This window comes from Streptomyces sp. NPDC049970 (genome assembly GCF_040660235.1).
GTDB lineage: Bacteria > Actinomycetota > Actinomycetes > Streptomycetales > Streptomycetaceae > Streptomyces.
On the sequence record NZ_JBFALP010000006.1, the window covers coordinates 261,776 to 287,724 of the forward strand.

Below are 25,949 nucleotides of genomic sequence, written 5' to 3' on the forward strand. Positions count from 1 at the left end.
GCAACCTCCGCGGGACGTCATGCATCCAACAAGTACCGGTGACCCGCCACCGGCCCGTCCCAGGGAGCAGATCATGACCAACAGGCGTCTCTCGGCCGTCGCCGCCGCCTCGTTCCTCCTGTTGAGCGGCATCGGCATCACCGCCGCGCCCGCCGCCCTCGCGGGGACACCCGGCGGCACCTACGCCGACGACCGCAACTGCGACTTCGACGGCGACGGTTACGACGACGTCCTCACCGGAGCGCCGGGGGGCAGCGACGGCGGAAAGCAGGGGGCGGGGTACGTCACCGTGCAGTACGGCTCGGCCAGCGGCATGGGCACCGCCGCCGGCATCCCCCGGGTACGCACAGCGGTGTTCGCCCAGTCGACCCCCGGCGTCCCGGGCACCGCAGAGGCAGGCGACGGCTTCGGCACCGCGGTGGCGACGGGGGACGTGGACGCCGACGGGTACGACGACGCGATCATCGCCGCACCCGGCGAGGACGAGGGGCAGGTGACGGACGCGGGCCGGGTGGCCGTCCTCCACGGCTCGAAGGACGGGCTGACCGCCGCCCGCAGCGCCACGCTGCGTTCCGCCGCGCCCGAGGCGAACGCCGGGTTCGGCCTGGCCGTCGCCGCCGCCCGTCTCGGCGGGGCGACCCCCGGCGACGACCTCGCCGTCGCCGACCGAGGGGGCGCCGACCTGTTCACGTACGACGCGGGCTCCCTGCGGGCGACGGGCCGCCTGGACACCGCAGGTGTGCCGGGGCGGGAGTCGATCCGGCCCGCCTCCCTGACGACGGGCAACTACGACGGTGACGGATACGCCGACCTGATCGTGTCCGGCCGCAGCCTGGAGGAGGACGGCAGGGCCTGGTCGGCGGTCGTCATGGGAGGCGCCGACGGCCCGGTGTACGCACGTGACCTCGCCGGTGGCACCGCCACGGCCTCGGGTGACATCGACAACGACGGGTACGACGACCTGGTGTACGGCAGGCCGGACAGGCCTGAGGACGGGAACGAGCCTCTGACGGGCGGCTCGGTGGGCGTCTACCTGGGTTCGGCGCGAGGCATGGCGGACGTCGACGAACTGGGCACTCCGGCCCAGGTGTGGACCCAGGACACCGCCGGTGTGCCGGGTACCGCCGAGCTCGGCGACGGTTTCGGTGCCGACGTCTCCCTCGCCGACATCGACGGGGACGGTCACGCCGATCTGGCCGTCGGCGTCCCGGGCGAGGACGTCGGCACCGTGGCGGACGCCGGTGGGATACGGCTGCTGCGTGGTTCGGCGGCGGGTCTGACCGCTGCCGGTGCGAAGTCCTTCGACCAGAACTCGGCGGGCGTACCGGGCACCGCGGAGAAGGGGGACCGCTGGGGCGGCCAGGTCCGCCTCGCCGACACGGACGCGGACGGCCGCTCCGAACTCCTGGCCGCCGCGCCGGGCGAGAACACGTCGGACGGGGTGGTCTGGTGGCTGCCAGCGTCGGCCACCGGGACGGTGAGCACCGGATCGTGGTCGTACGGCGGGGGCTCCCTCGGAGCCTCCGGCGCCGACGCGCTGTTCGGTACCTCGATCGACGAGTGAGCCGGGGCCTGCGGACCGGCCGGGCACGGCCAGGTGACCGCCGTCCCGGTCCACCGCGCGGCGACGTGACCGCAGCCGGGTCCACCGTCGGTGACTGTGCCGGTCGTCCCGGCGCAGGGACGCCGGGCTCCGGACGCCGGGAGCGGGCAGCCGGGCGCGTCCGTGCGGGCCGCCCCGCGTGGCCGGGCCGTATCGGCGCCGGTCCGGGCAGCATGAGCCGGATGGACTCTCCCGCACCGCCGGAACGGACGCCCGACGGCCGCTACATCGTGGTGAACGGCCGCCGATGGCGGGCAACGGACCCGAGGATTCCCGAGGACGTCGCCGCAGTCCTGCGCCGCCACCTCATGGCGGCACGGCGTGCGGTGGCCGCCGCACGCCGGAACGAGGACAAGGCGGCGGAGGGGCTCGCCCGGAGCCGGGTGCACACGGCGAAGGTCGCACTCGGCGAACGTGGCACCCCGTGGTGGGAACAGTCCGACGCGGAGCGGCGGGAGCGTTGGGAGAACGGTGCCTCCGAACTGGATGCCGCCGAGCCCGAAGCCGACTGATCGAGCCACCGTCGGTGGCTGACCGCCTCGGTGCGGGCCGACGCGCCCGCCTCTGTACCGGTCGGCGCTCCCGCCTCGGTGCAGATCGGCGCTCCCGCTCGGCGGGGAGACGCCCGCTGCTCCCGACAACCGGGGCCGAGGGGCGCGCCCCTATCCGTCCGACCGGTCCCCGGCGTGGTGCGCGCCGGCCGGACCGGGCGGCACGCCCTGAGGGCTTCGGTCCACGGCGGGACGGCCGTGCCAGTCCAGGCACATGACCAGGGAGTCGTCCGCGGCCGGGCCGGAGCCCCGATGGCCCAGCAGTTGCTGGAGCATCGCTCTGGGCACCTGCGAAGCGGGCAGCAGACGCGTGCCGTTGATGGATCCGGCCAGCGCGCGGAGGCTGTACTTCTCACCACCCGGTGACAACGCGTCGTAGACGCCGTCACTCACGAAGAGCAGGCGGTCGCCGGGTTCGACGGAGAAGCGCTGAGGGGCGTAGACGGTGTCCTCGAACATGCCCAAGGGCATCTGCGGCTCCAGCTCGACCGCCTCGACGGCGCCCCTGCGCACCCGCCATACACGTGGTGAGCCGGCGTCGATGATTTCCACCTCCCCGGTCGGAAGACGGAATCGGAGGAGCAGGGTCGACACGTACCGGCTCCCCCGGTACTGCCCGTAGACGGCCTGATCGGCCAGGTAGGCCTGATCGCTCAGGTCCAGGCCGGCACGGCGGGCGTTGCGCAGGGCGTTGACGGCGAGGTTGGTCAGGAGCGCGGCGTCGATCCCTTCGCCCATGCCGTTGCTGACGGTCACATAGAGGTCGTCGGCCGATCCTGACCAGTCGAAACTGTCACCGAAGATGGCGTAGGCGGGCTCCAGTTGGGCTCCGATGGTGTACTCGGGCCGGGCGCAGGAACGTCCCGGCAGCAGCTGCCACTGCATCTCGGCGGCGAGGGTCAGCCGCTCCGCCCGGCGTGCCTGCAGGAAGAGATCCGTGTCCCGCTCCGCGACGACCACCTCGTGCGCCAGCGCGTCTGCGTACCCCTGGATCTCCGCCAGCACCTCCGGCGCAGGTCCGTCCTCGCCGGCCCGCAGAGTGACGCCGAGGACCCCCAGCCGGTCCCCCCGGACACTGACCGGCACGTGCACCGTCACCGTGGCTGCCGAGTCGTCGTACACGCAGTGCGGCTCCTGTGCGCCGAACGCACGGCCCGGGGCGCTCTCGTACACCGACACCGGCGGGCGGGTGTGCGGCAGCACTCCGACCGGCTGCAACCTGGTCATGGCGTAGTCGGCCATCAGCAGCTCCACCGACTGGGCATGATGGCGACGCTCGATCAGCGAGCGGATCACATCGAAGATCTCGTGAGGCGCCGCCTCGCGCAGAGAACGCTCGACCGCGCTGGGTCTGTCCACCGGTACCGGGCCCTTCTTTCCTTCACGTGCCTTCATCGGCGTGACTGCCCCGTCGAGCAGCCGGTACGGCCACGAAGGGTCCATCCGGGAGTGTCACACGTGCGGGCGAGGGGCCCGTGCCGCCTCGGGCTCGCCACGCCGCCGGGCCCGAGATCGGCCGAAGACCGCTGCGCACTCGGTCGGGTTCACCCCTTCCTACGCGACACGATCCGTTTCCCTGGCGCTCACACGGAGCCCTCCGCATCAAGCCGACCCCATCGCCCGAATCACCCTGGAAAGCGACCGAGACGACAACAGTTTCCCCACGGCAACCGTGGTTTCACGGTGCGTCGGGCCGACTCGGAACCGCCTACACCGCAGGAGGCGCCTCGTCGGTACCGGAAAGCGGTGGGCGTGGTCGTGGCGGATGTCATCCTTGTTCGTCGAGGGCGCCCCCACCGGGGGCCGCATTGCCTCTGGGGGTATTTCGTGAGGAGTGAAGATGGAGCTTGATCTGGCGGGCGCGGAGCTGAAGGCGGTCCTGAACCGGCTGCGCCGGGCACAGGGCCAGATCGCCGGGGTGATCCGGATGATCGAGGAGGGGCGGGACTGCGAGGAGGTCGTCACGCAACTCGCGGCGGCTTCGCGAGCACTCGACCGGGCCGGCTTCGCGATCATCGCGACCGGGCTCCAGCAGTGCCTGACCGACGTGGAGGACGGACGCCGCTCAGGGGAGGACCGTGACGCCATGCGTGCCCGTCTGGAGAAGCTCTTCCTCTCCCTGGCATGACCGTGCCCGTCTGAGCGTGCGGGTCGGTACGAGGTCGGGCGAGGCGGAGGCCTGCCCCGGGCACGACGGTCCGGCTCGTCTCCGAGCGACGCTCCGCGCCCCCAGCGGACGTCGAACGGTGGAACGAGGCGGGGGGACTCACCGTCCTCCAGCCGGCCCTCGACGCCACCGGTCGCGCGGGCGGCACAGCCACCGCTCGTACCGCCCGACCGGTGCAACAGGGCCGGTCGGGCTCAGTCCGACCGCGGCCGGAGGAGCGGGGCCGTCCAGATCAGCCGCACGCCGGCGCCGTGTTCCGAACTGATCTCGAACCTGCCGCCGGCCGCACGGGCGCGTTCGTCGATGTTGGCCAGTCCGCTGCGCTTCACGTCCCCGGATATGCCGACCCCGTCGTCCGTCACCGTGAGGGTGAGCGTTCCGGCGGCGACGCGGAGCCGCACGTCGACCGAACTCGCCTTCGCGTAACGGGCGGTGTTGCTCAGGGCCTCCACCAAGACGGCAACCACCTGGTCGGCGAGGGGCACCGGGACACGGGTCTCGACGAGGCCCTCGACCCGCAACGCCGGCGGGAAGCCGAGGGGTATCGCGGCGGCTTCCACGGTCTGGGCGATTCGGCTCCGCAGACCTTGCGGCCCCGAGCGGCCCGTGTCCTGGGCGCGCAGGCCGAAGATGGTCGACCGGATTGTCTTGATGGTCGTGTCGAGGTCATCCACCGCCCGGCGCAGCCGCGTCTCGGCCTGCGGGTGGGTGGCGAACCGCTGGGCCCCCTGCAAGGTCATGCCGATGGCGAACAGGCGCTGGATCGCGAGGTCATGGAGGTCCCGCGCTATCCGGTCCCGGTCCTCCAGCAGGGCTATCTGCTCGGCCTCCTTGCGGCGTTCGGCAAGTTCCATCGCCAGCGAGGCCTGTCTCGCGAACATCGTCAGGGACTCCGACTCGACGGCCGAGTACGGCGGCTCCCCCTTTGCCCTGGCCAACAGCAGCACGCCTCGGACCACGCGCCCCGATCCGATGGGAACGGCCACCGCCGGCCCGAGGCCGGCCCATCGGGAGGAATCGGCCCCGCTCCGCGCGTCCCCTTCGATGTCGCGGGTCCCGGACGCGCCCGCGTGGGCATAGGCGGCCCCCAGGTATCCGTCCCGGACGGACACGAGGGCCCCGTGATGGCGCTCGGCGTCATCGCCGGCTGCCAGGGCGATCCTCAGGGTGTCCGTCCCCTCGATGGGGACCGCGATCATCCCGAGGCCCGTGGGCACGTTTCCGCACGCGTGCTCGAGGATCAACGCGAGTACCGCGGGCCGGGGGCGCCCGGACAGCAGGCTGTTCGTGACCTCGGAGCTGGCGGCGAGCCAGCGTGCGCGGTTTCGGGACTCCTCGTAGAGCCTCGAGTTCTCGATGGCGATACCGGCGGCGACCGCCAGAGTCAGCAGCACCGACTCGTCCTCCGCGGTGAACTCGGAGGCGTCCCGCTTCTGCGTGAGGTAGAGGTTCCCGAAGACCTCACCGCGGACACGGATCGGCGCGCCCAGGAAGGAACGCATCGGCGGATGGTGCGGCGGGAACCCACGCGCGGCGGGATGCTCGCAAAGCTCCCTCAGCCGGAGGGGCTCAGGGTGCCTGATCAGCTCTCCCAGAAGCCCGTGCCCGCTGGGCAGCGCACCGATAGCGGTTCTCCGCTCGGCCCCCACTCCCACGGGTATGAACTCCGACAGCATCTGGTCCTCGCCGATCACCCCGAGAGCCCCGTACTCGGCGTCCACAAGCTTCATGGCCGCCTCCACGACGCGGCGCAGGACCTGTGACAGTTCGAGCCCGCGGCCCACGGACAGGACGGCCTCGAGCAGGCCATGGAGCTGGTCCCTGGAGCTACGGGCGGCGTCGACGGCATCGATCGCCTCGGTGAGCGCCCCGCGACGGCCCGACTGCTCGTGGACGCCGCCCTCGGCGGCTCGATCGCCCTCGGTCACGACACCCTCCAAGGCAGACGGAAACGGCGCCTCACTGCGTTGTCGGAACGTCCAGTATGCGGACGTCCCTCCGCCTTGCGATGCACCGCATCCGACGCCGCGCGCTGATCCACCGGGAATTGCGGGACAGCCAGCCCTCAGCCCACCGTAAGCGCTCGCGTGCCGGAGCGCGCCTTTCGTAACGCTGGGGCCCCTCCGCCCCTCACCGACCGAGGCCGCGGAGCGTCCCGAGCCGGATGGACGGCAGCGGGCGATACTGGGGCCAGAGCTGTCCCCGGTTCCCGGCGGTCTTCGACAACAGCCCCTGGCCGGTGGCACAGCGTGATCGCAGACGACCACGGGAGCATCAATGACCGATTCTCGGTCGGCGACCGGCGGAGGAGATCCGACCCGCGTCTTCGTGCTGGACGACCACGAAGTCGTACGTTGCGGCCTGCGCGACCTGCTGGACTCCGAACCGGACCTGGAGGTGGTCGGCGAGGCCGCCACGGCGCGGCAGGCCGTGGCACGCGGGCCGGCTCTGCGCCCCGACGTCGCGGTGCTTGACGTTCGGCTTCCGGAGGGCGACGGAATCACCGTCTGCCGCGAACTCCGCAGCCGGCTGCCGGACCTGGCGTGTCTGATGCTGACCTCGTTCGACGAGGAGGACGCGTTGCTGGACTCGATCATGGCGGGCGCGGCCGGCTACGTGCTGAAGGAGATCAACGGCACGGACCTCGTGGCGGCGGTACGGACCGTGGCGACCGGACAGTCGATGCTGGATCCGGCGACCACGGCACAGCTGATGCGGTCGCTCAGGTCACCCGCACCGGCCCCCTCGGAAGGTGACGTACGGCTGTCGGCCCTGACGGAACGGGAGAGGGCCGTACTCGACCTGATCGGCGAAGGTCTCACGAACAGGCAGATCAGCGAGCGGCTCTACCTGTCGGAGAAGACCGTCAAGAACCACATCTCACGCCTGCTGTCGAAGCTCGGGGTGGAGCGCCGGGTCCAGGCGGCCGTCATCGCCACACAGGTCCACGACAGCGAGCAGAGGAACCGCTGACGTCCGCACCGGTGGCCGCCCGGCTTCCACACGGTTCACGGGTTCACGACCGAGGACATCCGCGAGGCCGTATCACGCGGGACGGCGCTCAGGACGGCACCGAGACGGTGTCGTGCGCGGCCGCACCGAGAACGACCTTCAGCGCGCCGGTGTCGACGGCTCGGGAGAACACGTCGTACGCCTCCTCCATCTGCGAGGGCACGAACCGGTGCGTGACCAGCGCGGCCGCGGCGGGAAGCCGTCCGGACGCCGCCATGTCGAGCAGCAGCGGGGTGGAGAAGGTGTCCACCAGCCCGGTCGTGATCGTGACGTCCTGGGACCAGAGGCTCTCGAGGTGGAGGGTCGCCGGCTTGCCGTGTACACCGACATTGGCGACGTGGCCGCACGGCCGCACCATGCGGGTGCACTGCTCGAAGGTCTCGGGAACCCCGACGGCCTCCACGACGACATCGGCACCGAGGCCTTCGGTCAGATCACGGACCAGTGATTCCGGGTCCTCGTCCGCCCCGACCGTGGCATCGGCTCCCACCGCACGCGCCGCGTCGAGCCGTGAGGAGGCGAAGTCGACGGCGACAATCCGGCGGGGAGCGTACATGCGGGCCGTTGCCACGGTGGCCAGCCCGATGGGCCCGGCACCGACGACGACCACCGTGTCGCCCGGCCGAACCCGGCCGCTCAGCACGCCCACCTCGTACGCGGTGGGGAAGATGTCGGCCAGCAGAACGGCGTCCTCGCTGCTCACGGCATCGGGCAGCAGGTGTACGGAGTGGTCGGCGTGCGGCACCCTGACGTACTCGGCCTGGGTCCCGTCGATCAGGTGTCCCAGGATCCATCCACCGCCTCCGCGGCACTGGCCGAAGCGCTGGTCGCGACAGAACCGACAGCGTCCGCACGCGGTGATGCAGGAGATCAGCACCCGGTCGCCGGGGCGGACGCCCCGTACGTCTCCCCCGGCCTCCACCACCTCGCCGACCGCTTCGTGTCCGAGGACCGTCCCGGGCCGCACATCGGGTACGTCGCCCTTCAGGATGTGCAGATCCGTCCCGCAGATGGTGACGGCCTCGACCCGCACCACCACGTCCGCGGGATCCTCGATGCCTGGGTCGGGCACGTCCTGCCAGGACCGCTGCCCCTTGCCGTGGTAGACCAGTGCCTTCATGGCGCCTCCTCGAATTCCCGAACCGAGTTCCCGAGCCGTCGGCCCGGTCGGCCCGCGCCCGCCCCTTCCTCGTTCATCGTGTGGCTGTCGCCCGCGGCGTCCCAAGGGCCGCCCGGGCACCTGTAGGGCCCGGTCGGCCCTGGGACCTGGCACGTCACCGGTGCGACTGTGGCACTGAACGAGTGGTGTGCCGAGAAGGACGGTGAGGAACGATGGCGTCCCTTCCTCTGGTTGCCGGTGTCGCCGGAAGTGAGTGCGGTCTCCGCGCTGCCGACCGGGCGGCGGCGGACGCGGAGTCGCCTCACGAGGTGCGGCTGCGTCTGGTCCACGCGTCCCCGTGGCCGCGCGAGGGTGCCGCTCCCGCGGCTCGCCTGTCGCGCCCTGATCAGGTGATGGCGAAGAACTGCCCGGTGGCCGAGGACTGCCCGGTGGCCGTGGTTCCCGGCAGCGCGGAAGGAGCAGCGCCGTGAAGCGCCGGTCGCCCTACACCGTGAACGACGTGATGACGCAGATGGTCGTCGCAGTCGGTCGCGACGCGCAGTTCAAGGAGATCGTGGCTGCCATGACCCACTGGCAGGTCACGGCTGTCCCGGTGCTGGAGGGCGAGGGGCGCGTCGCCGGTGTGATCTCCGAGGCGGACCTGCTGGCCAAGGAGGAGCTGCGGGACCAGGACGCGACCATGACCGGCCCGCGGGGACGCCTGGCGGACTACGCCAGAGCGGGGGCGGTCACGGCCGCGGACCTCATGTCGTCGCCCGCGGTCACGGTCTCACCGCGGGCCACGCTCCCCGAGGCGGCCCGCCTCATGGCGCACCACTCGGTCAAGCGCCTTCCCGTCGTGGACGGGAGCGCCGTCCTCAAGGGCATGGTGAGCCGGGCCGACCTGCTCAAGGTGTTCCTCCGTACGGACGGGGAACTGGCCGAAGAGGTACGGGAGGACGTCATCGACCAGCTCTTCCCCGTGTCACGTCGGAACGTCCGCGTGGACGTGTCGGACGGCCGGGTGACCCTCGGTGGGAGCGTCCGGGACGCCTCACTGATCCCCGTCGCAGAACGCCTGGCCGGAGCCGTGGAGGGCGTGGTGGAGGTGCGGTGCGAGCTCGACGGCCCGGTCCCCGCCGACGCCCCCTGACACCTCGACGGCACGGTTCCCGTCGACGCCCTCCGCCACCTCGACGGCACGGTTCCCGTCGACGCCCTCCGCCACCTCGACGGACCAGCGCCTCCGAGGGCCCGGGAAGTCGGCCTGGTACCCGTCACACGGGACCCGGACCCGATGTTCCCGCTCGGATCACGACCACCGGGCATGCCGCGTGCTGTGCGCAGCGCTGGCTCACAGAACCGAGCATGGCACGGGCGAATCCGCCGCGTCCCCGGTTGCCGACCACGAGCAGTTCCGCGCCTTCCGAGGCCCGGACCAGGACTTCGGAGGGGTCCCCACGTACCAGCAGTTCGCGTACCTCGGCGGGCTTGACCTCGCCGAAGACCGCGCTGATGCCTTCGCCGAACCGGCGACGGGCACGCTCCAGGTCGAATCCGGCCTCGGTGGCCGGTCCGGCCCAGCCGATCTCCGACGGGGTGTCCCAGGCGCACACGGCCTCGACGACGGCGCCGGTGAGCTGGGCGTGGTGGGCCGCCCAGCGAAGGGCCTCCTGGGAAGCGTCGGAGCCGTCGACACCGACGACGACGCGCGGGGTTTCCGTATCGCTGTCCATGACCGCCTCACCTTTCGTCCGAGCCTCTCCCCCACCACACTGCCCGGGCTCCGGGTGTGCCGCCAACGGAAACCGCACGGGGGCCGACCGGCCGGTGCCCGTGCCCTTCCGGCCCCTCCCGAACGGCTGACGAGGTCGGCGAACCTTGAAGCAGGACCTCGGTCCCGAGAGGTCCGGTCAGCTCTCGTGAGGAGCGCGTCATGACCCGCACCGTCACCGTCGGAATCGACGGCTCACCGGAGAGCCTCGCAGCCGCGAACTGGGCGGCGGACGAGGCCCGGCTCCGCGGGCAGCCCCTGCTCCTGGTGCACGTGTGGACGGACGGCGCCTCACCCACGGCGTACGACGCCGACGCGCGGAACAGGCAGCGATCGGCCGAAGTCCTGCTGCACGAAGCCTCCGAGCAGGTGCGGCTCAGACATCCGGACGTCCGCGTGGACGTGCGGCTGAGTTCGGGCCCACCCGTCGAGGAACTGAGCGCGGCGGGCGATCGGTCCGAACTCATGGTCCTGGGCTCGCGTGGGCTCAGCACGGTAAGGGGCTTCGTCGTCGGTTCTGTCTCCTTCGCCGTCCTGGCCCGTGCGCGGCGCCCGTTGGTCCTGGTGCGCGCGGATTCGGACGAGTCGGCCTCGGCGTCGCCGGCCGGTGAGGTGGTCCTCGGTCTTGATCTGCCCCGGGCGAGCCGGGAGGCCCTGGCTTTCGCCTCCGCCTGTGCCGACCGGTACGGCTGCGGACTGCGAGTGGTGCACAGCTGGTCCCTGCCGCCCGTGTACGGGATGGGCGCGAGCGATGTCGTACCCACGCTCATGAGGGAGACGGAGAAGGAGCGGCGGAGGGAACTCGACGCCGAACTGGCGCCCTGGACAGCGAAGTACCCGGGAACGCCCGTGACGCGTCAGTGCTGCCAAGGCCATCCGGCGCAGGATCTGGTGGAGGCGTCGAGCCATGCCGGACTGGTCGTGGTGGGCCTGCGGCGCCGCAGCTCCGAGCTGGGGGCACACGTCGGTCCGGTCGTCCATTCCGTACTGCACCACGCGGCCGCCCCGGTGGCCGTGGTGCCGCACGACTGACCTTGACGACAGCGGCCCGCCGCGGCTGCCTGCGGGCGCACGGCATCAGCACCGGTCGCCCGCCCGACGGCCGGCGCGGCGGCTGCGGCGGGCCCGGCACAACAGGAAGGTGAGCCTCATGACCGACCCGGCACGCAATGGACCGGCAGACGATCAGGCGGAGCACGAAGTACCCGCCACCGGGGACATCGGCAGACGTGTCGCGGCGCGCCGGAAGTACCTCGGCCTGTCCAGGAGGGAGCTCGCGCTGCGCACCGCCTCCGCTCCCGGCTACATCGAATACGTCGAGACGCAGCCGGGTGCGCACGGCATGGGGTTCATGGTGCGCCTGGCGCACGCGCTGGAGACGACGGTCGACGACCTCACGGGGACCGCGGTCGACCTTCCCCCCGGAGTGGGCCGGGCGGCCTACCGTCCGGAACTGGTGGAACTCGGCGAGGAGGAGTGCTGGAACCTGGTCGGCACCCACGGGGTGGGCCGCGTGGTCGTCAGCAACGAGCGGGGACCTGCTGTCTTCCCCGTCAACTACGTCTGCGTCGAGGGCGAGATCGCCTACCGGACGGCGCCGGACTCGGGTCCGGCCGACGCGGACGGCCACGAGACCGCCTTCGAGGTGGATCACATCGACGACGCCTTCAGCCGGGGATGGAGTGTGCTGCTCGTCGGCCGGGCACACGCCGTCACGGAGCAGTCGGCGGTCAGGCGGCTGGATGAGGCGCACAGTTCCACCACTGCCTGGGCCGGTGGCAGTCGCGACAGGTGGATCGTGATCACGCCCGACAGGGTGACCGGGCGACGTATCGTGGTGCACGGACTGTGACGGGGTAGTTCCGCTGCGACGGCGTACGTCCTGCGTGGACCTGGGCGAGGGCGCCGAGGGTCAGGTCCGTGCGCAGCCGTACAGCCCGCCTATGACGGCTGATCCCCGCGCACCTCGAGTACGTCGCTCACCGCACGGCGCGGGGTCGCCGGAACAGCGGGTCCGTAGCCCAGTCGGAGCAGCATCTGCGGGAATCCCGACGAGGCGTGCGCGCGTGGATCACGCAGTACCCAGCGCAGATCGGTCCGTTCCAGCGCTTGTGAGTTGAGCGAGGTGGACAGCCCGTCCAGCGTCGCCTGCAAAAGCACCCGTTCGAGTGCCTGCCCGGCGAGGAGCCAGTCCTGGCGGCGGTCCTGCGCCGTTCCCAGCACCGCGAGACAGGGAAACCGCTCGAACACGGCGGTTCGGCGGTCCGGAACCGGGCGGCCCACGGCGAAGTCCCTCACCGGCGCCCGGCCGTCGTGGCGGGACGGCCCGAAGGAGGAGGCCGGGATGCCTTCGGAGCTTCCGGCTCCGGCACCTGTCCACCGGGCGATCTCGTCCCGGGCCTCGCGCGAGAGCGATTCGTCCTGCTCGGCCTCGTCCACCACGTCGAGCACCGCGTCGACCTGCCAGGGGCCGAGCACGGAGAGGCTCGCGCCCTCCGACCGCGCGGCACCGCCGAGCTCGTCGAGCAGGGCGTCGGGAACGGGCTCGTCGGTGAAGGGTTCCCGGCTGCTGCGTCTTCCGCCGATCGCCGGGTACAGCTCGGACACCGCCTCGGTCTCCGCGGATTGACTGAACGCGACGGTTGCGAGCAGGACGGGGTCGGCGGAGTCGGGCACGGGCCCGATGGCGGCCGTCCACCCGGCCCGTGCGGCGGCCACCCGAAGGTTGAACAGCGCGGCGCCGCAGCTCAGGTGCGCGCCGCGAGTGGTCGAGTCGGTACGCGGCATGGCGCGCGTGGTGTCCATCCGAAGCTGCAGTACTCCCGAGGCCGGCGAGTAGAGGAACTTCCAGGGCTGTGCGTTGTGCATCGACGGTGCCTTGGTCGCGTCCCCGACCCATGCGGTCACCGATGCGACGTCTGCGTGTGGAGTCGACATCACGATCCTTCCCCTGTGAGGCAAGACCTCACGCGTGCGGCACCACGGCGACCGGAGACGTGGCGTGATGGATGGCCGCGTGCGCCACGTGCCCCAGCCGGGGGCCGACCGGGAGGGTGCGGGTACGACGGCCGACGATCAGCAGGTCCGCACCGGGCGAGGCGTACACGAGTTCGGCCCCGGGCGCCCCCACCACCGCCTTGGCTTCGATGGAGACGTCGGGGAAGCGCTCCCGCCAGGGCTCGACGGTGCGGTTCAGCGTCTGCGATATGTGGCCGGCGAGCTCGTCGCCTATGCCGGGGTCGGCGGTCTCGGCGTACGTGTACATGGCTGGCAGCGACCATGCGTGCAGTATCTGGAGTCGGCTGTTCCGCCTGGCGGCCTCGGCACAACCGAACGACAGGAGCTCGTCGTTTCCCGTGCTCCGCTTCAGGCCGATACCGAGGATCAGCTTGCCGGTCGCGGAGCCGCCGTCGCCCGCGTCCGTGTCTCCGTGACCGTGGCCTCGGACCAGTACGACCGGGCATTCCGACGCGGCGGCCACGGGCAGCGACGTGGACCCGATCAGGAATCCGGTGAGGCTGTCGAGCCCCCGCGACCCGAGTACCAGCAGGTCCGCTCCGCACGAGCCGGCCTCGGTGAGCAGGACCTGAGCGGCAAGGCCCTCGCCGGCCATGTCGTCCGTCCTGACTCTCACCCCGGGCTGATGAAGCTCGGCGATCCTCACCGCTTCCCGGAGGACGTGCTCGGCTTCCCGCGACCGGCCGGGCGGCGGCAGTGGCTCCGGGGCGAGCGGCCGGCCCGCGATGTGCTCGATGTGTTCGGGGTGGGCGGGCCAGTCCTGGACGTGGATGACGCGGAGCGACAGTTCCCTCACCACCGCCTCGCGCGCTGCCCATCGGACAGCGGCGAAGCTCTCCGGCGATCCGTTCACTCCTACGGTCACTGCCGTCATGTCGGTCTCCTCATCGGTGCGGTGGGGGTTGTGGGCCGGCCGGCACGACTCTCCAGGTGACGGCGGACTTCTGAGGTCGGATGCGAGAGCTGAGCCGAGACGACTGGTACGGGTGCTTCCCGCACGCGCGTACGACGGGCGGACGGCGGGAATCCGGCCAGGTCTGCCACGAGACGGTCACGCGTCGGGGCCGGCGTGGGGCGGAACGTGCTCAGGAAGTCCCGAGCCGCTTCCGGCCCGGCTCTCACGAGGAGGCCACGCCCGGGTGGCGGATCGCGTACGAAGGGGCTGGACGTCGCACTCTTCGTCGTGCCCTCCCGCAGGTGTGGGAGCGCCATCGACGCCTCGTGCGGATCTGTGGTCGTGGCGTGCGACATGTCGCTCACCGTCTCTCGCAGAGAGGGGCGTCCCGCGCCTGTGGACACCGGCGTGCACCTACAGGTTCCTCGGAGCGAGAGCCGGGGTGAAGGGCCGAGTGGGGCACCATCCGGACACCGGGCCGTGGCACCCCGGGGACATTCGGTCCGCGGACGGGACCACGACGGCCCTGCCTCCCTCACGACCGCGGATGGGAGGTTGGCCAGGGAGTATCCACGGGCCGCTCCGGCCCGGGTCCGGACCGCCGACGCCGACCGGACGGAGGAGAAGGTATGAGCAGGCCCAGCTCCGGCAAGGAGATCGTGGTGGGCATCGATCCACGCGATCCCTCGGTTCCGACTCTCGCCTGGGCGGCGGACGAAGCCGACCGCGTGCATCTGCCGTTGCGTCTCGTACTTGCCGTTCCGCCACTGCACGACACCCAGCACGTGGACTCGGCACCGCACCGGATGTCGCTCCAGGCGCAGGGCAGGGAGGCGCTGCTCGCCGCGACCGGGACCGTCCTCCGTCTCACGCCGCACGCGCACGTGGCGACAGAACTCGTGGACGGCGCGCCGGCGGCCGTGCTCTGCCGGTACGCCGCCGCTCCCACCACGCATGTGGTCGTGATCGGGTCCCGGCGGCTGAGCCGCCCGGAGGAGATCTTCAGCACCGCTTCCGTCGCCGTGCCGCTGAGCGCACAGGCCGAGTGCCCCGCCGTAGTCGTGAGAGCACCGGAGCACACCGCACCCGGTCCCGCTCGCCTGGTCGTGGGGGTGGACGGCAGCGAGTCCTCGCAGCAGGCCCTGGGGTTCGCCTTCGAGGAGGCGGGTCTGCGGCAGGCGTCCGTCCACGCGGTGTGGGTGTGGCAGCGCCCGCTCCTCGGGCTCGGCCGGGCGGAGGCGGGAGCGGACGAGCGGGCACGGATCCTCTCCGAGTCGGTCGCGAGGTGGCCCGGCAGGTACCCGGACGTGAAGCTGACCCAGGAGGTACGGCAGGGGCATCCGGTGGAGGAGCTCGCGCGCGCCTCCTCCGCGGCGCTCGCCGTCGTCGTCGGCAGGCGCGGCCGTGGTGGCTACACGGGCATGCGGCTGGGGTCGGTGGTTCACGGGCTCCTGCACCGGGGCGAGTGCCCGGTGATCACCGTGCCGGGTTCGGCCGTCCGCGAGCTCTGGCCCGGCTGCCCCGGCGGCAGCGGCTGAGGTGCGTCACATCCGGCGGGAACGGCTGCGCTGCGTCACATGCCCGGGCGGGAGCGGCTGACCGTGCCTCACGTCCGGCGGTGCGGACCCTCCATCGCGGCGTCCCGCGGAACCGGAGGGTTCAGGGCGACGGGAGGTCGAGGCGGATGTCCACGACGCCTTCCACCGCACGCACGGCCCGGGCGATCAGGGGGACCAGGGCACGGTCGTCGAGTCCGCCCCGCAGGGTGACGACCCCCTCGGCGACCTCGACCTCGATGCCCGCAGCGGCGGGCAGGCCCGCCAGCACGGCACCGGCCTCGGTGGCGATGTCGTCGTCCGGACGCAGGAAGACCTTGAGCAGATCACCTCTGCTGATGATCCCCCGCAGCATTCCGCCGCCGTCCACCACGGGCAGGCGCTTCACCCGCCGTCTCGCCATGATCCGTGCCGCCTCGGTGATCTTCGCGTCCGCGTGCACGGTGACCGCCGGGCTCGACATGAGGTCCTCGGCGTAGACCGCATCCGCCTTGGCCGCGTCCGCGAACGGACTGCCGCCGGCGGCGGTGTCGCCTTCCGGCCGGTTCTCCTCCTTGGGCAGGAGGTCCGCCTCGGAGACCACGCCTATGACGCGCCCTTCACCCGCGAGCACGGGCAGCGCGCTCACCTTCCAACGGTGCATGAGTGTGACGATCTCCTTGTACGAGGCCCGACTACCGACGGCGACAGCGGTGTGCGTCATGAGATCACTCACGGTGCGGGGCGAGTTGGCCATCACGAGCTCCCTGGTGGTTTCCGCGGGCGACTCCGGCGCCCGCGTATCGGTTCCCTGAGGTCAGGCACGGCGGCTCCACTCCGGCTCCACCTCGCCCCACTCGGTCTCCCAGCCCGCCGCTCGGCGCCGACCGCACACCATGTGGACGCCCAGCCCCGCCAACGTTCCGAAGCCGACGACGAGACCGGCGCCGCCCACCCCCTCCGACAGCGCTCCGGCCCAGGCATCCCGGTCTCCGGAGGGGGCGGTGGTCACATGGCCTCGGCGGTCGAGCCAGATGCTCGTCCGCGCCCCCCGCTCGGTACCCGGTGCCACCTGTGCGTCACCCGTGGCGTGGCCGCCCTTGTCCGTGGTCCAGCGGACGGGTACCGGCACGCGTTCGACGCGCCCGGACTCGTCCTGCCACGGCGGAGGATCGGCGGCGTCGCGCAGGACCACGGCACGTGCGACATGGCGGTCGGCGCGCTGTTCCGCGGCTGCCGAGCGTTCACGGTCGAAGGCCGCGGTACCGGTCGTCACACCGAGCAACGACGCACACCCGATGACCGTGACGCAGAGGAGGAGGAGCAGCCGTGCCTCGACGACGTCGATCCGTCGGCGCAGTGCGTGAGTGCGCCACGATCGCCAACAGACTCCTGCAGCCATGGGTTCACAGTCTTTCCGGCAGTTCCCTGACTTCGGCAGCCACGCCCGTCGCCCACTCTGCGATGTCGTCGAGATCGCGGAAGTCGCCGCCGCGGTCGTCGTCCAGCATCAACTTCGCCATGTGCCCTTGCGCCTTCGCGTCGAGCCGGCCCCCGAACGTGGCGTGATCGCGGGCACGCGTCCAACGCATCGCCCTTCGCGCACTCGGCACCGGCGGGATGTCCCTCTCCGAGGCCGACGTATCGAGCGGGCCACTGCTGAACGCCCAAACGGCGCGTTCACGCAGCGTCTTGCGGTTGCGCCACGCGAAGTGTCTGACCTCACGGGGCCAACGCCCCGTGTACAGGGCGCCACCGATGACCACAGCCTCGTAACGCCCGATGTCCGTGGTCTCCGAGACGGGCAGCGCGTCGGCGTCCAGGCCCTCGTCCCGGAGTGTCCGGGCCACGAATCGGGCGATCTCGGCCGTGGATCCGCTTCTCGTTCCGTACGCCACCAGAACGTGACGGGGCACTGTTCTCACCGCCTCTCGTGGAACGCCGCACGGGCTCTTGCGACGGCCCCGGCGCTGCGGGCTCCGACGACGTCGGAGCCCCGGTCAGCTGGTCGTTCCAGAGTCTCCCCGTACCGACGAAGACGCCACAGGGCCGTCCGAGGCACAAGGGAGGGCCTACTGGTCCCCATCAGCGCCGCCCGCCTCCGACGCACCTGGTCATCGCGTCGGAGAGGGGACCGAACGTCCCGGGTAGTTGGCCCGTCCGCCTCTCCGGGGAGTTGCCCGGCGGTCGGACACTGGACGGGGTCCGGGCATCAGAAGTTGCCGCCACCCGCCGGGAACAGCACGCTGGAGAGAGGGAGTGACCGCTGTGCACGCTTTCATCTATCACGGCCCCGGTGACGGGCGCTGGGAGTCCGTCGACGATCCGAGGATCGAACAGCCCACGGACGCGCTGGTGCGGGTCGAGGCGACAACCGTGTGCGTCGGCGACCAGCACGCGCTTGACGGTGCGGTACCGGATGTCAGGCCGGGCACCGTCCTGGGGCACGAAGCCGTCGGCGAGATCATCGAAGTCGGCCCCGAGGTACACACCGTGGTTCCGCGGGACGAAGTGATCCTCTCGTCCATATCGTCATGCGGCCAATGCGTACCTTGCAGGGAAGGCGCGTACGGCCAGTGCGCGCGCGGGGGTGGATGGCTCCTCGGGCACGAGGTGAACGGCACCCAGGCCGAGTACGTCCGCGTCCCCTTCGCGGATCACTCGACGCACAAGCTGCCCTACTCACTGGACCGGGACACGGCCGTCCTGTTCTCCGAGGTCCTGCCCGCGGCCTTCGAACTGGGGGTGCGCAACGGCAAGGTCCACCCCGGTTCCGTGGTCGTCGTGGTCGGGGCGGGTCCGGTCGGCCTGGCCGCCCTCGTCATAGCGGGGATCTACTCGCCCGCCCAGGTCATCTCCGTCGACCTCTCGCCCTCCCGCCTGGCGACCGCGGCCGGGATGGGCGCCGACTCCGCGGAGCTTCCGGGAAGCCTGATCGCAGACCTCTCCGACGGCCCAGGAGCCGATGTGGTCATCGAGGCCGCGGGCGGCTCGGACAGCTTCAGCCTGTGCACGAGGGTCGTGCGCTCGGGCGGGCACATCGCGAACATAGCCATGCACGGCACATCCGTCACCCTGCACCTGGAGGATCTGTGGCGGAAGAACGTCACGATCAGCACGGGGCAGGTCGACACCTCGTCCACGCCCTGGCTGCTCGACGTGCTCACGCCTGACCACCTCAAGACCCTCTCGCGCCTCGTCACACGAAGGTTCGACTTCGACGAGATGCGGCAGGCGTACACGGTTCTCTCGCACGGCGTCGAGACCGGTGCGCTGAGGACGGTCCTGCGTCCGGCACGCTACTGAGGCGTTGTGAACGCCTCCCCCTGTCGCATGGCGGGCGGAGCTCAGCTCCTGACGGCCTCCGCGATCCGCCGGGCGGCCTGGGCGGGTGTGAGGTGCGTGGTGTCGACGACCTGGGCCTCGCCGTGCAGCCACGTGCGGGCCGCCTCGGCGTAGGGCTCAAGATGTCTGAGACGGAACTCCGACGGGCCCATGACCGTGTCCCCCTCGATGCGCCGCCGGAGGGTGTCCTGGTCGGCGTGGAGGACGAAGTGCCTTACGGGAACGGCGTGTTGCGCCAGGCCCGTGCTGATCTCGCGCCAGTACCGCTCGACCAGGACGGTCATCGGCATCACCAGGGTGCCACCGGTGTAGTCGAGGACGCGGCGGGCGGTCTCGACCACGAGCGGCCGCCAGGGCGGCCAGTGCTGGAAGTTGTCCGTACCGGGCAGCCCCGGCGTGATGTCCATGAGCGTCTCGCCGACCTTCTCGGCGTCGAAAACCCTTGAACCCGGGATCAGTTGCTGCACCAGCGCGCTGGTCGTCGTCTTGCCCGCACCGTGGGTGCCGTTCAGCCATACGATCATGGGGCCCCACGCTATCGCCCGTGCCGGCCCGGTGTTCCGGCCCACCGGGCCGGAACACCGGGTCAGAACACCGGGTCAGAACACCGGGTCAGAACAGCCCCGTCACCGTCACGGTGATCCGGGCCGGGGCCACCTCATCGGGAAACCTCGCCGTCAGACACTCCTCGACGGCCCGGCGAGTGGCCCTGGCGACGTCCACGGCCCGCGCCTCGCGCAGGGAGACGATCTGGACGTCGACCTCCCAGGGGCACTCGCCGTCCTTCCGGTTCATCCTCAGACCGGTGGTGCGCGGGTTCCCCGGCCGCCCGGCGGAGCCGAGGACGCCGCGCAGCTGCCGCGCCACCCCCGGCTTCAGGAAGGCCACGCCTTCCACGGCAAGCACCGCGTCCGCCACTTCGTCGGTGAGCGCCGTGTGTTCGGCGTTCCGTGTCATCGGCCCTGCCCTCCCTCGGGCTCGTCGTTCGCGTCGACCAGATCGGTGATCTGGATGTCGATGCTGGTCAGGACCAGTCCCAGCCGGTCGTGGACCGATGCCAGAACGTGCTGACGGACCTGTTCCGCGGTGCTGGGCAGATCGGCGGTCAGTGGTGCGTGGATCTCGAGCCGTACGTCGATCCGGGAAGGATCGCCGGCCGGGGGACGGTGGGGAGTGATCCTGCAGGATCCGGCGCGTACCCCGTCCACGGTCTCCGCCGCGGCACGCACGGTCCGGGCGGCGACCGCCTCCATGATCCAGATGTCCTCGTCCGGTTCCCCCAGGGGCAGGGGATGTCCGGGGCGCAGCTCCAGGCGGACGACGTCCATGACCCGCTGCGTCAGCGCGAGGGTGTCGTACGGCTCTGTCCCGGCCGGTTCCGCGTTCAGACGGTGTACCGAGGTCTGCAGTGCCTCCAGCTCGTCCACCGCCTGACGGCAGTGGGGGCAGTCACGTGTGTGCGGGTCGGTCGTCCCCTGTTCCCAGGTGTCCCAGACGTCGGGGAGCGAACGGCCGCAGGGCAGCTGTTCGTCGTCCTCGCCGCGGGGCTGCGGCTGGGGAGGGTCGGTGTGGGTGGTCATCGCCAGGCCCCCAGTTGTTGTGTGAGACAGCGTCGTGCGCGGAAGACCCGGGCCCGGACCGCCTCCTGGCTGATTCCGACGGCCTCCGCGATGAACTCGTAGGACCGGCCGTCGCATTCTCTCAGCACCCAGCAGGCCCGCTGCTCGGCGGAGAGAGAGGAGAGGGCCGCCTGGAGCTCGTCGACCGCCGCGTGCGACTCGGCGATCCGGGCAGGTGAGGCGGTGTGCTCGGGCGCTGCCACGTGTCCGGCAGCGTCCAGCGAGTCGACGGGCTTGCGGGCGCGCAGGACGTTCAGGCAGCGGTTCGTGACGATCCGGTACATCCACGTACCGAAGGTCGACTGGCGCTGGAACTCCGGCAGTTTGCGCCAGGCGCTGATGAGCCCGTCCTGCACGGCGTCCTCCGCCTCCGGCACGTTCCCCAGCATGCGGGTGGCCATGCGTACGAGCGCGGGCGCGTGGCGGCGCACGAGGACCGCGAAGGCCTCCTCGTCCCCTTCCGCTGCCCGCAGGACCAGGAGAGCGTCATCGGTGTCGCTCCGGCCCTCTGCGGCCGCTGATGCGGTCTCTCTGCGGGACCCCGGCACTGGACGGCTCCTCTCGTTCGCTCTCTGTCGGTTGGACACACGACCGTGCCTCGTTGTGACGCACCGGTTCAGCAGGCGATCCGGGCGTGTCCTGATTGTCGCGTCCCGAGGCTGCCGAGAAGAAATTCCGGAGATCGGCGTCACGGACGGCGACGAGCCGGTTCTACAGGTGTGAGAGCAGTTCACAGAACGTACGAGGAGGACTTGTCCATGACTACGCAGACGGCCCCGGTTTCCAAGAACGCCGCTCCTCAGAGCACGAAGAGCGAGCAGGGCACGACCGCCCTCACAGGTGGTACCACCGGAGCGGACCAGCCGGCGGCGACCCGGGGCAGGACGTCCATCGCCGATGTCGTCGTAGTGAAGATCGCCGGGAGCGCGGCACGGGAGATCCCCGGTGTGCACGACATGGGCGGCGGTCTCTCGCGCACGCTCGGCGCGGTCCGCGACCGGGTTCCGGGTGGCAGGCCCAACGTGGGCCGTGGCGTCAAGGTCGAGGTCGGCGAACGGCAGACCGCGATCGACGTGGACCTGGTCGTCGAGTACGGGGTCGCGATCACCGATGTGGCGCGCGATGTACGGGAGAACGTCATCGCGGCCGTCGAGCGCATCACCGGCCTGGAGGTCGTGGAGGTCAACGTGACGGTCAACGACGTGCACCTGCCTGACGAGGACGGCGAGGGCGGTGCCCCGGCCGACTCCCGGGTGGAATAGCCCGAGGCGCGGTAGCAGGAGCAGCGTCGGGCCCGGTGGGCATGTGAGAGGTGGAGAAGGATGAGCAGGCCAGTCGTCGGAATGTTGGTGGGTATGGCTCTGGCGTTCGCCGGCTACTTCGGCGGCTTCGGGGCGTTCCTCCTCGTCGCCGCCCTGGGGGCGGTGGGTTGGGCGGTGGGCCACTGGCTCGACGGTGGGGGCAGGCCCGAGGATCTGCGGGACCTCTTCGAGCGGAACCGTCGATGACCACACCGTCGCAGCGAGGAACCACCACGGTGTCGGACAAGGCCGTTCGCAAGATCGCCGGGCGGGCTGCCGCCGAGACCCTGCCGGGCCGGAGCGTCTCGGCCACACGGGTCTCGGCTGTGGTCAGCGGGCGTCGGGTGAACGTGTCGCTCGGCGTCGCCCTGCCCTACCCGGCGCCCGTGGCCGAGACGGTGCGCCGCGTCCAGGAGCACGTCACCACGCGTACTCGGCAGTTGACCGGGCTCGACGTCTCCCGCACGAAGGTGAGCGCCCGCACCCTCAACTCGAACACCTCCGTCCCCCCGGCTGCGCCGTCGGACGGGAAGCCCGTGCGGCAGGCCTCCCGCCGGTGGTGGTCCGCACGGAGGGTGCCCATGGCCGTGCTCACCGCGGCAGGCGCGTCGGCCTGCGGGGCGTTGGCCTTCGACGTCATCCGGGTCCACCTGGCGCACCGGCCGCCGGCCGCGTGGCGCAGCGGCGTCCTCGACTGGCTGTCCACGCACGGGCCGGGTGACACGCCCGTCGTCCTGGGTGGTGCCGCTGCCGCCCTGCTCGGGCTGTCGCTGATCGTCCTGGCGGTCACACCCGGGCGGCGCCGTCTCCTGACACTCTCACCGGCCGGCGACGGCCCGGGCTGCGCTGTCGACCGCTCGGCCGTCGGAGCCCTCGTACGTGACGCCGTGGCTGACGTCCCCGGTATCGGCCACGTCAGCGTGCGAGTGGGGCGTCGCCGTGTCGCGGTGAGGGCCGGTCTCGCCTTCGGAGACCGGGCAGCCGCGCGGGAGCAGGTCGTCTCGGCCGCCGGATCGGCCGTGGCCGGGTGCGCGCTGCGCAACGCCCCGCGTGTGCGTGTGCGCGTCAGAACTGAGCCGGCCTGGCAGGCACCGGCGGCGGGCTCTGCCGATGCGTCCCAGGCCGGGCCCGGTACGCCGGACCCGGCCCTGACAGGAGGAGAGAAGTGATGGAGCAGCCACGCCAGGCCGTCAACCGGATCACGCTGGGCGTCGTCGGCGTGGCACTGGCGCTGGGCGGTGCGGTGCTGGCGGGCTCAGCCGCCTCCGTCGGGTCCAGGCTGCCCGATGGATGGCCGACCGCCCCGGAAGACAGCACACTGGCGGACCGGGCGTTCCTGGCGGATCTGCGAACGAGCGGCTGGTGGACACCCGCGGTCATCGCAACCACCGTCGTGCTGACCCTGCTGCTCGCCCGGTGGTTCCTCGGCCAGTGCGGCAGCACGCGTCCGCGCCGGCTGCGGCTGCCCGCACCGGGCGGCGTCCTGCACCTGGACGCCTTGAACGACGTACTGGCCGAGCGGACCGCCTCGCTGGCGGGAGTCGCGCGGTGCCGAGTCCTGGTCCGCGCACGCGGAACCCGCCTGTACGTCCACACCCACATCTGGCTTCATCCCGGCACCGCGCCCGTCGCGGTCCAGGACGCCCTCTCGGCCGTACTCACCGAGGCACGGGACGCGGCGCTGCCTTACAGCGTGGTCGGTCGTACGCGGATCAGCGCCACCTCGCACAAGATCGCGCACATCCGGTAAGGAGACCGGCCGCGAAGGGCGCGGCCCTCGCGCCGGTCTCCTTACCGGACGGGGTTCTCCCGGTTTTCCTGGTTCTCCCGTGGCTGAGGGCCGTCCGCATCGCATGCGCGGACGGGTGCCCACGGAAGTCGTCCCTGATGGATAAGGTGGCCCGAACGCGTCGGGAGTCGCGCTGGTGTGCCGGGAAGTCTGGTCGGCGTCAAGGGACAGATGTGTCCCCACGTCGATCGTCGTTCCCCGGAGTGCCTGATGACAGCGATCCCTGACGCGTGCGTGCCTTTCGAGGGCAGCCGGTGAGCGCCTCCGACCCCTCGGCCGGCTGCTTCACGGGCTTCAGCCGGTTGATCGCGACGGCTTCAGCGGTCAGGCGGCTGACCCGTGAGGAGGGCGAAGCGCTGCGGGCGTTCGGCGAGCAGGCGGCCGCGGACGGCACCACTCTGCGCCAGCTCGTAGCCCGGCATCTCAGGTACGCCCGTGCGACCTGGTCGGAGGCCCCGGACTCGACCGACAGCACCCTCGCCATGGTCGTTCAGGCCATCGACGCCATGGCCGAAGGCTACGACCGGGCCCAGCACCACGCGGTCCGGCGGCAGGAGGCCGCCCGGAGCGAGTTCCTGGACGACCTCCTCCACGGTCACACCGATCTCGGGCGCCTCGCCGAACGCGCCGACAGATTCGGGCTGCGCCTCTCCCACGACCACGCCGTCGCGGTCGCCACCGGCCCCGCCCTCTACGCGGAAGGCGACGACGTACCCCGCCGTGTGGAACGCGCCGTGACCAGCCGTTTCGGGGAACGCGAGATCCTCCTCACGACGAAGGAGGGCCGACTGGTCTGCGTCGCGCCCGGCGACCGGCGCGACGTCCTCGCCTACTTCGCCGAGCAGGCCCGTGCCGCGGCCGGTGGAGGCCGCACCGCGATCGGGCGCAGCCACCGGGGCGCCGGCGGCGTCGTCCACTCCTTCGAGGAGGCCCTGGACACGCTCGCCCTCGCCACCCGCCTCGGCCTGGAGGACCCCGTCCTGGACACCGCCGACTTCATGGTCTATCCCGTACTGACCCGCGATCGCCAGGCGATGGCCGACCTCGTCCGCACCGCCCTCGGCCCTCTGCTCAAGGCCCGCGGGGGACCCGAGACCTCGCTGACCACCCTCACGGTCTACTTCGAGGCCGGCTGCAACACCACGGAAGCCGCGCGCCGGCTCTCGCTCAGCGCCCGTGCCCTGACGTACCGTCTCGAGCGCATCCACCGGCTCACCGGTACCGACCCCACTGATCCCCTCCAGCGCTACACCCTCCAGACGGCCATCATCGGGGCACGACTCCTCAAGTGGCCCGCGCAGAGCCTCTGACCTCGGTACCGGCCGCGGGCCCCTCAGGCCCGCGGGACGGGACGGACGGGCTGACGCACCACCCGGTAGCGGAGGTGGACGACGCCCGAACCGAAGGTGCGGGTCTCGACGAGTTCGAGATCCACCCGGTCCTCGCTCCGAGGGAAGAACGGGATGCCACCGCCGACCAGCACCGGGTGGACCACGACCCGGTACTCGTCGATCAGCCCCGCCGCGGCAGCCTCGGCGGCGAGCGTCGCACCGCCGATCGCGATGTCACCCTCCCCCGGTTCGGCTCGCAGCCGCTCGATCTCCGCCGCCGGTCCGTCGGAAGCGAGGCGGGCGTTGCCCTGTACCTCCGACAGGGTGGTGGAGAACACCACCTTGGGCAGCTGGTTCCAGATCGCGGCCCACTCCAGCATCGAGTCGTCGAGCGACTGATCCTGGTCGGCGGTCTCCCAGTACAGCATCGTCTCGTACAGCCGTCGTCCCAGCAGGTGGACGCCGACCTCCCGGATCTCGTCGAGCCAGAAACGAAACACCTCCTCGTCCGGCGCCGTCCAGGCGAATTCGCCGTCCGGCCCGACGATGTATCCGTCAAGGGAAGCACTCATCGAGTACGTCACGCTGCGCATCAAGTCCTCCTCGACAACGGATTCGACGGTACGACCAACGGAAGTGGGATGTCGCAGGGCTCATCGCGGGTCGCAGAATTCCTCGGTCCGATTCACCACACGGATGAATCACCGCACAGAATCACCGCACCGAGAAAGCCTGTCGGGAAATCCAGATCACCAGTTTGGAACCCTTCGGTCAATCGCGTGTTCCGCGTGTTCATGGATCCCACAGTCGGCAGGGTTGCGGCGAAGTACACCGCCGACCTCACTTTGCTCCCGGAAACAGCATGGATTACGGGACAGCCCTGAACACCACGAATGACGCCGGCCACCGC

At 71.3% G+C, this 25,949-nt stretch carries 29 protein-coding genes; 15 read left to right on the forward strand and 14 right to left on the reverse strand.

The annotated features are described in order from the left end of the window. Positions 1 to 73 precede the first annotated feature (73 nt). Both AB0I83_RS14605 and AB0I83_RS14610 read left to right on the forward strand, forming a co-directional pair. Positions 74 to 1,564: an FG-GAP repeat protein gene (locus AB0I83_RS14605; protein ID WP_363304810.1), complete on the forward strand. Its 1,491-nt coding sequence runs from the start codon at positions 74 to 76 to the stop codon at positions 1,562 to 1,564. Between the two features lie 221 nt (positions 1,565 to 1,785). After that, a complete protein-coding gene (locus AB0I83_RS14610; protein WP_363304811.1) occupies positions 1,786 to 2,115 on the forward strand; it encodes a hypothetical protein in 330 nt (109 codons plus the stop codon). Between the two features lie 150 nt (positions 2,116 to 2,265). On the opposite strand, the gene AB0I83_RS14615 is transcribed toward AB0I83_RS14610, so the two are convergent. Next, positions 2,266 to 3,513, reverse strand: coding sequence for a PP2C family protein-serine/threonine phosphatase (locus AB0I83_RS14615; protein ID WP_363304812.1), 1,248 nt, complete (start codon positions 3,511 to 3,513; stop codon positions 2,266 to 2,268). A 481-nt stretch (positions 3,514 to 3,994) separates the two neighbouring features. Between AB0I83_RS14615 and AB0I83_RS14620 the strand changes: the two genes are divergently transcribed. Further along, positions 3,995 to 4,282, forward strand: a complete 288-nt coding sequence (locus AB0I83_RS14620) for a metal-sensitive transcriptional regulator (RefSeq protein ID WP_356839357.1) — start codon at positions 3,995 to 3,997, stop codon at positions 4,280 to 4,282. A 233-nt stretch (positions 4,283 to 4,515) separates the two neighbouring features. Here AB0I83_RS14620 and AB0I83_RS14625 read toward each other — a convergent pair whose 3' ends face one another. Next, a complete protein-coding gene (locus tag AB0I83_RS14625) occupies positions 4,516 to 6,174 on the reverse strand; it encodes a GAF domain-containing sensor histidine kinase (RefSeq protein WP_363304876.1) in 1,659 nt (552 codons plus the stop codon). Between the two features lie 424 nt (positions 6,175 to 6,598). On the opposite strand from AB0I83_RS14625, the gene AB0I83_RS14630 reads away from it, so the two are divergent. Then, positions 6,599 to 7,294, forward strand: coding sequence for a response regulator transcription factor (locus AB0I83_RS14630; protein ID WP_356529745.1), 696 nt, complete (start codon positions 6,599 to 6,601; stop codon positions 7,292 to 7,294). Between the two features lie 88 nt (positions 7,295 to 7,382). Here the strand turns inward: AB0I83_RS14630 and AB0I83_RS14635 are convergent, their stop codons facing one another. Continuing rightward, a complete protein-coding gene (locus AB0I83_RS14635; RefSeq protein WP_363304813.1) occupies positions 7,383 to 8,453 on the reverse strand; it encodes an alcohol dehydrogenase catalytic domain-containing protein in 1,071 nt (356 codons plus the stop codon). A 212-nt stretch (positions 8,454 to 8,665) separates the two neighbouring features. On the opposite strand from AB0I83_RS14635, the gene AB0I83_RS14640 reads away from it, so the two are divergent. Then, positions 8,666 to 8,923 carry a universal stress protein gene (locus tag AB0I83_RS14640; protein ID WP_363304814.1) on the forward strand — a complete coding sequence of 86 codons (258 nt, stop codon included), beginning with the start codon at positions 8,666 to 8,668 and terminating at the stop codon, positions 8,921 to 8,923. After that, on the forward strand, positions 8,920 to 9,585 hold the full coding sequence (locus AB0I83_RS14645) for a CBS domain-containing protein (RefSeq protein WP_363304815.1): 666 nt from the start codon (positions 8,920 to 8,922) through the stop codon (positions 9,583 to 9,585). The genes AB0I83_RS14640 and AB0I83_RS14645 overlap by 4 nt, the downstream gene beginning before the upstream one ends. A gap of 124 nt (positions 9,586 to 9,709) precedes the next feature. Here the strand turns inward: AB0I83_RS14645 and AB0I83_RS14650 are convergent, their stop codons facing one another. Beyond that, complete coding sequence (locus AB0I83_RS14650) at positions 9,710 to 10,168, reverse strand: universal stress protein (RefSeq protein WP_363304816.1); 459 nt, start codon at positions 10,166 to 10,168, stop codon at positions 9,710 to 9,712. Positions 10,169 to 10,368: 200 nt separating this feature from the next. Between AB0I83_RS14650 and AB0I83_RS14655 the strand changes: the two genes are divergently transcribed. Then, a complete protein-coding gene (locus AB0I83_RS14655) occupies positions 10,369 to 11,238 on the forward strand; it encodes a universal stress protein (protein WP_363304817.1) in 870 nt (289 codons plus the stop codon). A 118-nt stretch (positions 11,239 to 11,356) separates the two neighbouring features. Beyond that, a complete protein-coding gene (locus AB0I83_RS14660; RefSeq protein ID WP_363304818.1) occupies positions 11,357 to 12,058 on the forward strand; it encodes a pyridoxamine 5'-phosphate oxidase family protein in 702 nt (233 codons plus the stop codon). Positions 12,059 to 12,147: 89 nt separating this feature from the next. On the opposite strand, the gene AB0I83_RS14665 is transcribed toward AB0I83_RS14660, so the two are convergent. Then, a complete protein-coding gene (locus AB0I83_RS14665; RefSeq protein ID WP_363304819.1) occupies positions 12,148 to 13,143 on the reverse strand; it encodes a nitroreductase family protein in 996 nt (331 codons plus the stop codon). A gap of 28 nt (positions 13,144 to 13,171) precedes the next feature. After that, a complete protein-coding gene (locus tag AB0I83_RS14670) occupies positions 13,172 to 14,098 on the reverse strand; it encodes a universal stress protein (RefSeq protein ID WP_363304820.1) in 927 nt (308 codons plus the stop codon). A gap of 650 nt (positions 14,099 to 14,748) precedes the next feature. On the opposite strand from AB0I83_RS14670, the gene AB0I83_RS14675 reads away from it, so the two are divergent. Continuing rightward, complete coding sequence (locus AB0I83_RS14675) at positions 14,749 to 15,657, forward strand: universal stress protein (RefSeq protein WP_363304821.1); 909 nt, start codon at positions 14,749 to 14,751, stop codon at positions 15,655 to 15,657. A gap of 121 nt (positions 15,658 to 15,778) precedes the next feature. Here the strand turns inward: AB0I83_RS14675 and AB0I83_RS14680 are convergent, their stop codons facing one another. From AB0I83_RS14680 to AB0I83_RS14690, 3 genes are read right to left on the reverse strand one after another with little or no spacing between them, the layout of a single operon-like run. Then, entirely contained in the window at positions 15,779 to 16,411 is a 633-nt protein-coding gene (locus tag AB0I83_RS14680) for a CBS domain-containing protein (RefSeq protein WP_363304822.1), read from the reverse strand. A 60-nt stretch (positions 16,412 to 16,471) separates the two neighbouring features. After that, positions 16,472 to 17,056, reverse strand: coding sequence for a hypothetical protein (locus tag AB0I83_RS14685; protein ID WP_356839365.1), 585 nt, complete (start codon positions 17,054 to 17,056; stop codon positions 16,472 to 16,474). 4 nt (positions 17,057 to 17,060) lie between these two features. Beyond that, positions 17,061 to 17,570 carry a flavodoxin domain-containing protein gene (locus AB0I83_RS14690; protein ID WP_363304823.1) on the reverse strand — a complete coding sequence of 170 codons (510 nt, stop codon included), beginning with the start codon at positions 17,568 to 17,570 and terminating at the stop codon, positions 17,061 to 17,063. Positions 17,571 to 17,922: 352 nt separating this feature from the next. Between AB0I83_RS14690 and AB0I83_RS14695 the strand changes: the two genes are divergently transcribed. Next, positions 17,923 to 18,960: an alcohol dehydrogenase catalytic domain-containing protein gene (locus tag AB0I83_RS14695; protein WP_363304824.1), complete on the forward strand. Its 1,038-nt coding sequence runs from the start codon at positions 17,923 to 17,925 to the stop codon at positions 18,958 to 18,960. Positions 18,961 to 19,001: 41 nt separating this feature from the next. On the opposite strand, the gene AB0I83_RS14700 is transcribed toward AB0I83_RS14695, so the two are convergent. From AB0I83_RS14700 to AB0I83_RS14715, 4 genes are all read right to left on the reverse strand, one after another. Next, positions 19,002 to 19,523, reverse strand: coding sequence for an AAA family ATPase (locus tag AB0I83_RS14700; protein WP_363304825.1), 522 nt, complete (start codon positions 19,521 to 19,523; stop codon positions 19,002 to 19,004). A gap of 88 nt (positions 19,524 to 19,611) precedes the next feature. Beyond that, on the reverse strand, positions 19,612 to 19,956 hold the full coding sequence (locus AB0I83_RS14705) for a hypothetical protein (RefSeq protein ID WP_356529722.1): 345 nt from the start codon (positions 19,954 to 19,956) through the stop codon (positions 19,612 to 19,614). Beyond that, complete coding sequence (locus AB0I83_RS14710; protein ID WP_356529721.1) at positions 19,953 to 20,579, reverse strand: Asp23/Gls24 family envelope stress response protein; 627 nt, start codon at positions 20,577 to 20,579, stop codon at positions 19,953 to 19,955. The genes AB0I83_RS14705 and AB0I83_RS14710 overlap by 4 nt, the downstream gene beginning before the upstream one ends. Continuing rightward, positions 20,576 to 21,166 (reverse strand): sigma-70 family RNA polymerase sigma factor, encoded by a 591-nt coding sequence (locus AB0I83_RS14715; RefSeq protein WP_356529719.1) that lies wholly within the window; start codon positions 21,164 to 21,166, stop codon positions 20,576 to 20,578. The genes AB0I83_RS14710 and AB0I83_RS14715 overlap by 4 nt, the downstream gene beginning before the upstream one ends. Positions 21,167 to 21,376: 210 nt before the next feature. Here AB0I83_RS14715 and AB0I83_RS14720 point away from each other — a divergent pair, with 210 nt between their 5' ends. The 5 genes from AB0I83_RS14720 (at position 21,377) to AB0I83_RS14740 (ending at position 25,018) form a co-directional block, all read left to right on the forward strand. Next, complete coding sequence (locus AB0I83_RS14720) at positions 21,377 to 21,880, forward strand: Asp23/Gls24 family envelope stress response protein (RefSeq protein ID WP_356529717.1); 504 nt, start codon at positions 21,377 to 21,379, stop codon at positions 21,878 to 21,880. 60 nt (positions 21,881 to 21,940) lie between these two features. Next, the gene (locus AB0I83_RS14725; protein ID WP_356529716.1) at positions 21,941 to 22,126 is read left to right on the forward strand and encodes a hypothetical protein; all 186 of its coding nucleotides are present in this window, start codon (positions 21,941 to 21,943) and stop codon (positions 22,124 to 22,126) included. Further along, a complete protein-coding gene (locus tag AB0I83_RS14730) occupies positions 22,123 to 23,088 on the forward strand; it encodes a DUF6286 domain-containing Asp23/Gls24 family envelope stress response protein (protein ID WP_363304826.1) in 966 nt (321 codons plus the stop codon). Before AB0I83_RS14725 ends, AB0I83_RS14730 begins: the two co-directional genes overlap by 4 nt. Continuing rightward, on the forward strand, positions 23,088 to 23,669 hold the full coding sequence (locus tag AB0I83_RS14735; protein WP_363304827.1) for a hypothetical protein: 582 nt from the start codon (positions 23,088 to 23,090) through the stop codon (positions 23,667 to 23,669). Before AB0I83_RS14730 ends, AB0I83_RS14735 begins: the two co-directional genes overlap by 1 nt. A gap of 293 nt (positions 23,670 to 23,962) precedes the next feature. Beyond that, entirely contained in the window at positions 23,963 to 25,018 is a 1,056-nt protein-coding gene (locus AB0I83_RS14740; RefSeq protein ID WP_363304828.1) for a helix-turn-helix domain-containing protein, read from the forward strand. 23 nt (positions 25,019 to 25,041) lie between these two features. Here the strand turns inward: AB0I83_RS14740 and AB0I83_RS14745 are convergent, their stop codons facing one another. After that, positions 25,042 to 25,632 (reverse strand): dihydrofolate reductase family protein, encoded by a 591-nt coding sequence (locus AB0I83_RS14745; RefSeq protein WP_363304829.1) that lies wholly within the window; start codon positions 25,630 to 25,632, stop codon positions 25,042 to 25,044. Between the last annotated feature and the right edge of the window lie 317 nt (positions 25,633 to 25,949).

Bases quoted from the DNA above. Each gene is read 5' to 3' on its own strand.
- AB0I83_RS14650 (WP_363304816.1), bottom strand. From the start codon at position 10,168: ATGGACAGCGATACGGAAACCCCGCGCGTCGTCGTCGGTGTCGACGGC.
- AB0I83_RS14735 (WP_363304827.1), top strand. From the start codon at position 23,088: ATGGAGCAGCCACGCCAGGCCGTCAACCGGATCACGCTGGGCGTCGTC.
- AB0I83_RS14730 (WP_363304826.1), top strand. From the start codon at position 22,123: ATGACCACACCGTCGCAGCGAGGAACCACCACGGTGTCGGACAAGGCC.
- AB0I83_RS14700 (WP_363304825.1), bottom strand. From the start codon at position 19,523: ATGATCGTATGGCTGAACGGCACCCACGGTGCGGGCAAGACGACGACC.
- AB0I83_RS14705 (WP_356529722.1), bottom strand. From the start codon at position 19,956: ATGACACGGAACGCCGAACACACGGCGCTCACCGACGAAGTGGCGGAC.
- AB0I83_RS14620 (WP_356839357.1), top strand. From the start codon at position 3,995: ATGGAGCTTGATCTGGCGGGCGCGGAGCTGAAGGCGGTCCTGAACCGG.
- AB0I83_RS14605 (WP_363304810.1), top strand. From the start codon at position 74: ATGACCAACAGGCGTCTCTCGGCCGTCGCCGCCGCCTCGTTCCTCCTG.
- AB0I83_RS14680 (WP_363304822.1), bottom strand. From the start codon at position 16,411: ATGGCCAACTCGCCCCGCACCGTGAGTGATCTCATGACGCACACCGCT.
- AB0I83_RS14725 (WP_356529716.1), top strand. From the start codon at position 21,941: ATGAGCAGGCCAGTCGTCGGAATGTTGGTGGGTATGGCTCTGGCGTTC.
- AB0I83_RS14745 (WP_363304829.1), bottom strand. From the start codon at position 25,632: ATGCGCAGCGTGACGTACTCGATGAGTGCTTCCCTTGACGGATACATC.
- AB0I83_RS14660 (WP_363304818.1), top strand. From the start codon at position 11,357: ATGACCGACCCGGCACGCAATGGACCGGCAGACGATCAGGCGGAGCAC.
- AB0I83_RS14685 (WP_356839365.1), bottom strand. From the start codon at position 17,056: ATGGCTGCAGGAGTCTGTTGGCGATCGTGGCGCACTCACGCACTGCGC.
- AB0I83_RS14720 (WP_356529717.1), top strand. From the start codon at position 21,377: ATGACTACGCAGACGGCCCCGGTTTCCAAGAACGCCGCTCCTCAGAGC.
- AB0I83_RS14640 (WP_363304814.1), top strand. From the start codon at position 8,666: ATGGCGTCCCTTCCTCTGGTTGCCGGTGTCGCCGGAAGTGAGTGCGGT.
- AB0I83_RS14675 (WP_363304821.1), top strand. From the start codon at position 14,749: ATGAGCAGGCCCAGCTCCGGCAAGGAGATCGTGGTGGGCATCGATCCA.
- AB0I83_RS14665 (WP_363304819.1), bottom strand. From the start codon at position 13,143: ATGTCGACTCCACACGCAGACGTCGCATCGGTGACCGCATGGGTCGGG.
- AB0I83_RS14655 (WP_363304817.1), top strand. From the start codon at position 10,369: ATGACCCGCACCGTCACCGTCGGAATCGACGGCTCACCGGAGAGCCTC.
- AB0I83_RS14670 (WP_363304820.1), bottom strand. From the start codon at position 14,098: ATGACGGCAGTGACCGTAGGAGTGAACGGATCGCCGGAGAGCTTCGCC.
- AB0I83_RS14630 (WP_356529745.1), top strand. From the start codon at position 6,599: ATGACCGATTCTCGGTCGGCGACCGGCGGAGGAGATCCGACCCGCGTC.
- AB0I83_RS14610 (WP_363304811.1), top strand. From the start codon at position 1,786: ATGGACTCTCCCGCACCGCCGGAACGGACGCCCGACGGCCGCTACATC.
- AB0I83_RS14710 (WP_356529721.1), bottom strand. From the start codon at position 20,579: ATGACCACCCACACCGACCCTCCCCAGCCGCAGCCCCGCGGCGAGGAC.
- AB0I83_RS14635 (WP_363304813.1), bottom strand. From the start codon at position 8,453: ATGAAGGCACTGGTCTACCACGGCAAGGGGCAGCGGTCCTGGCAGGAC.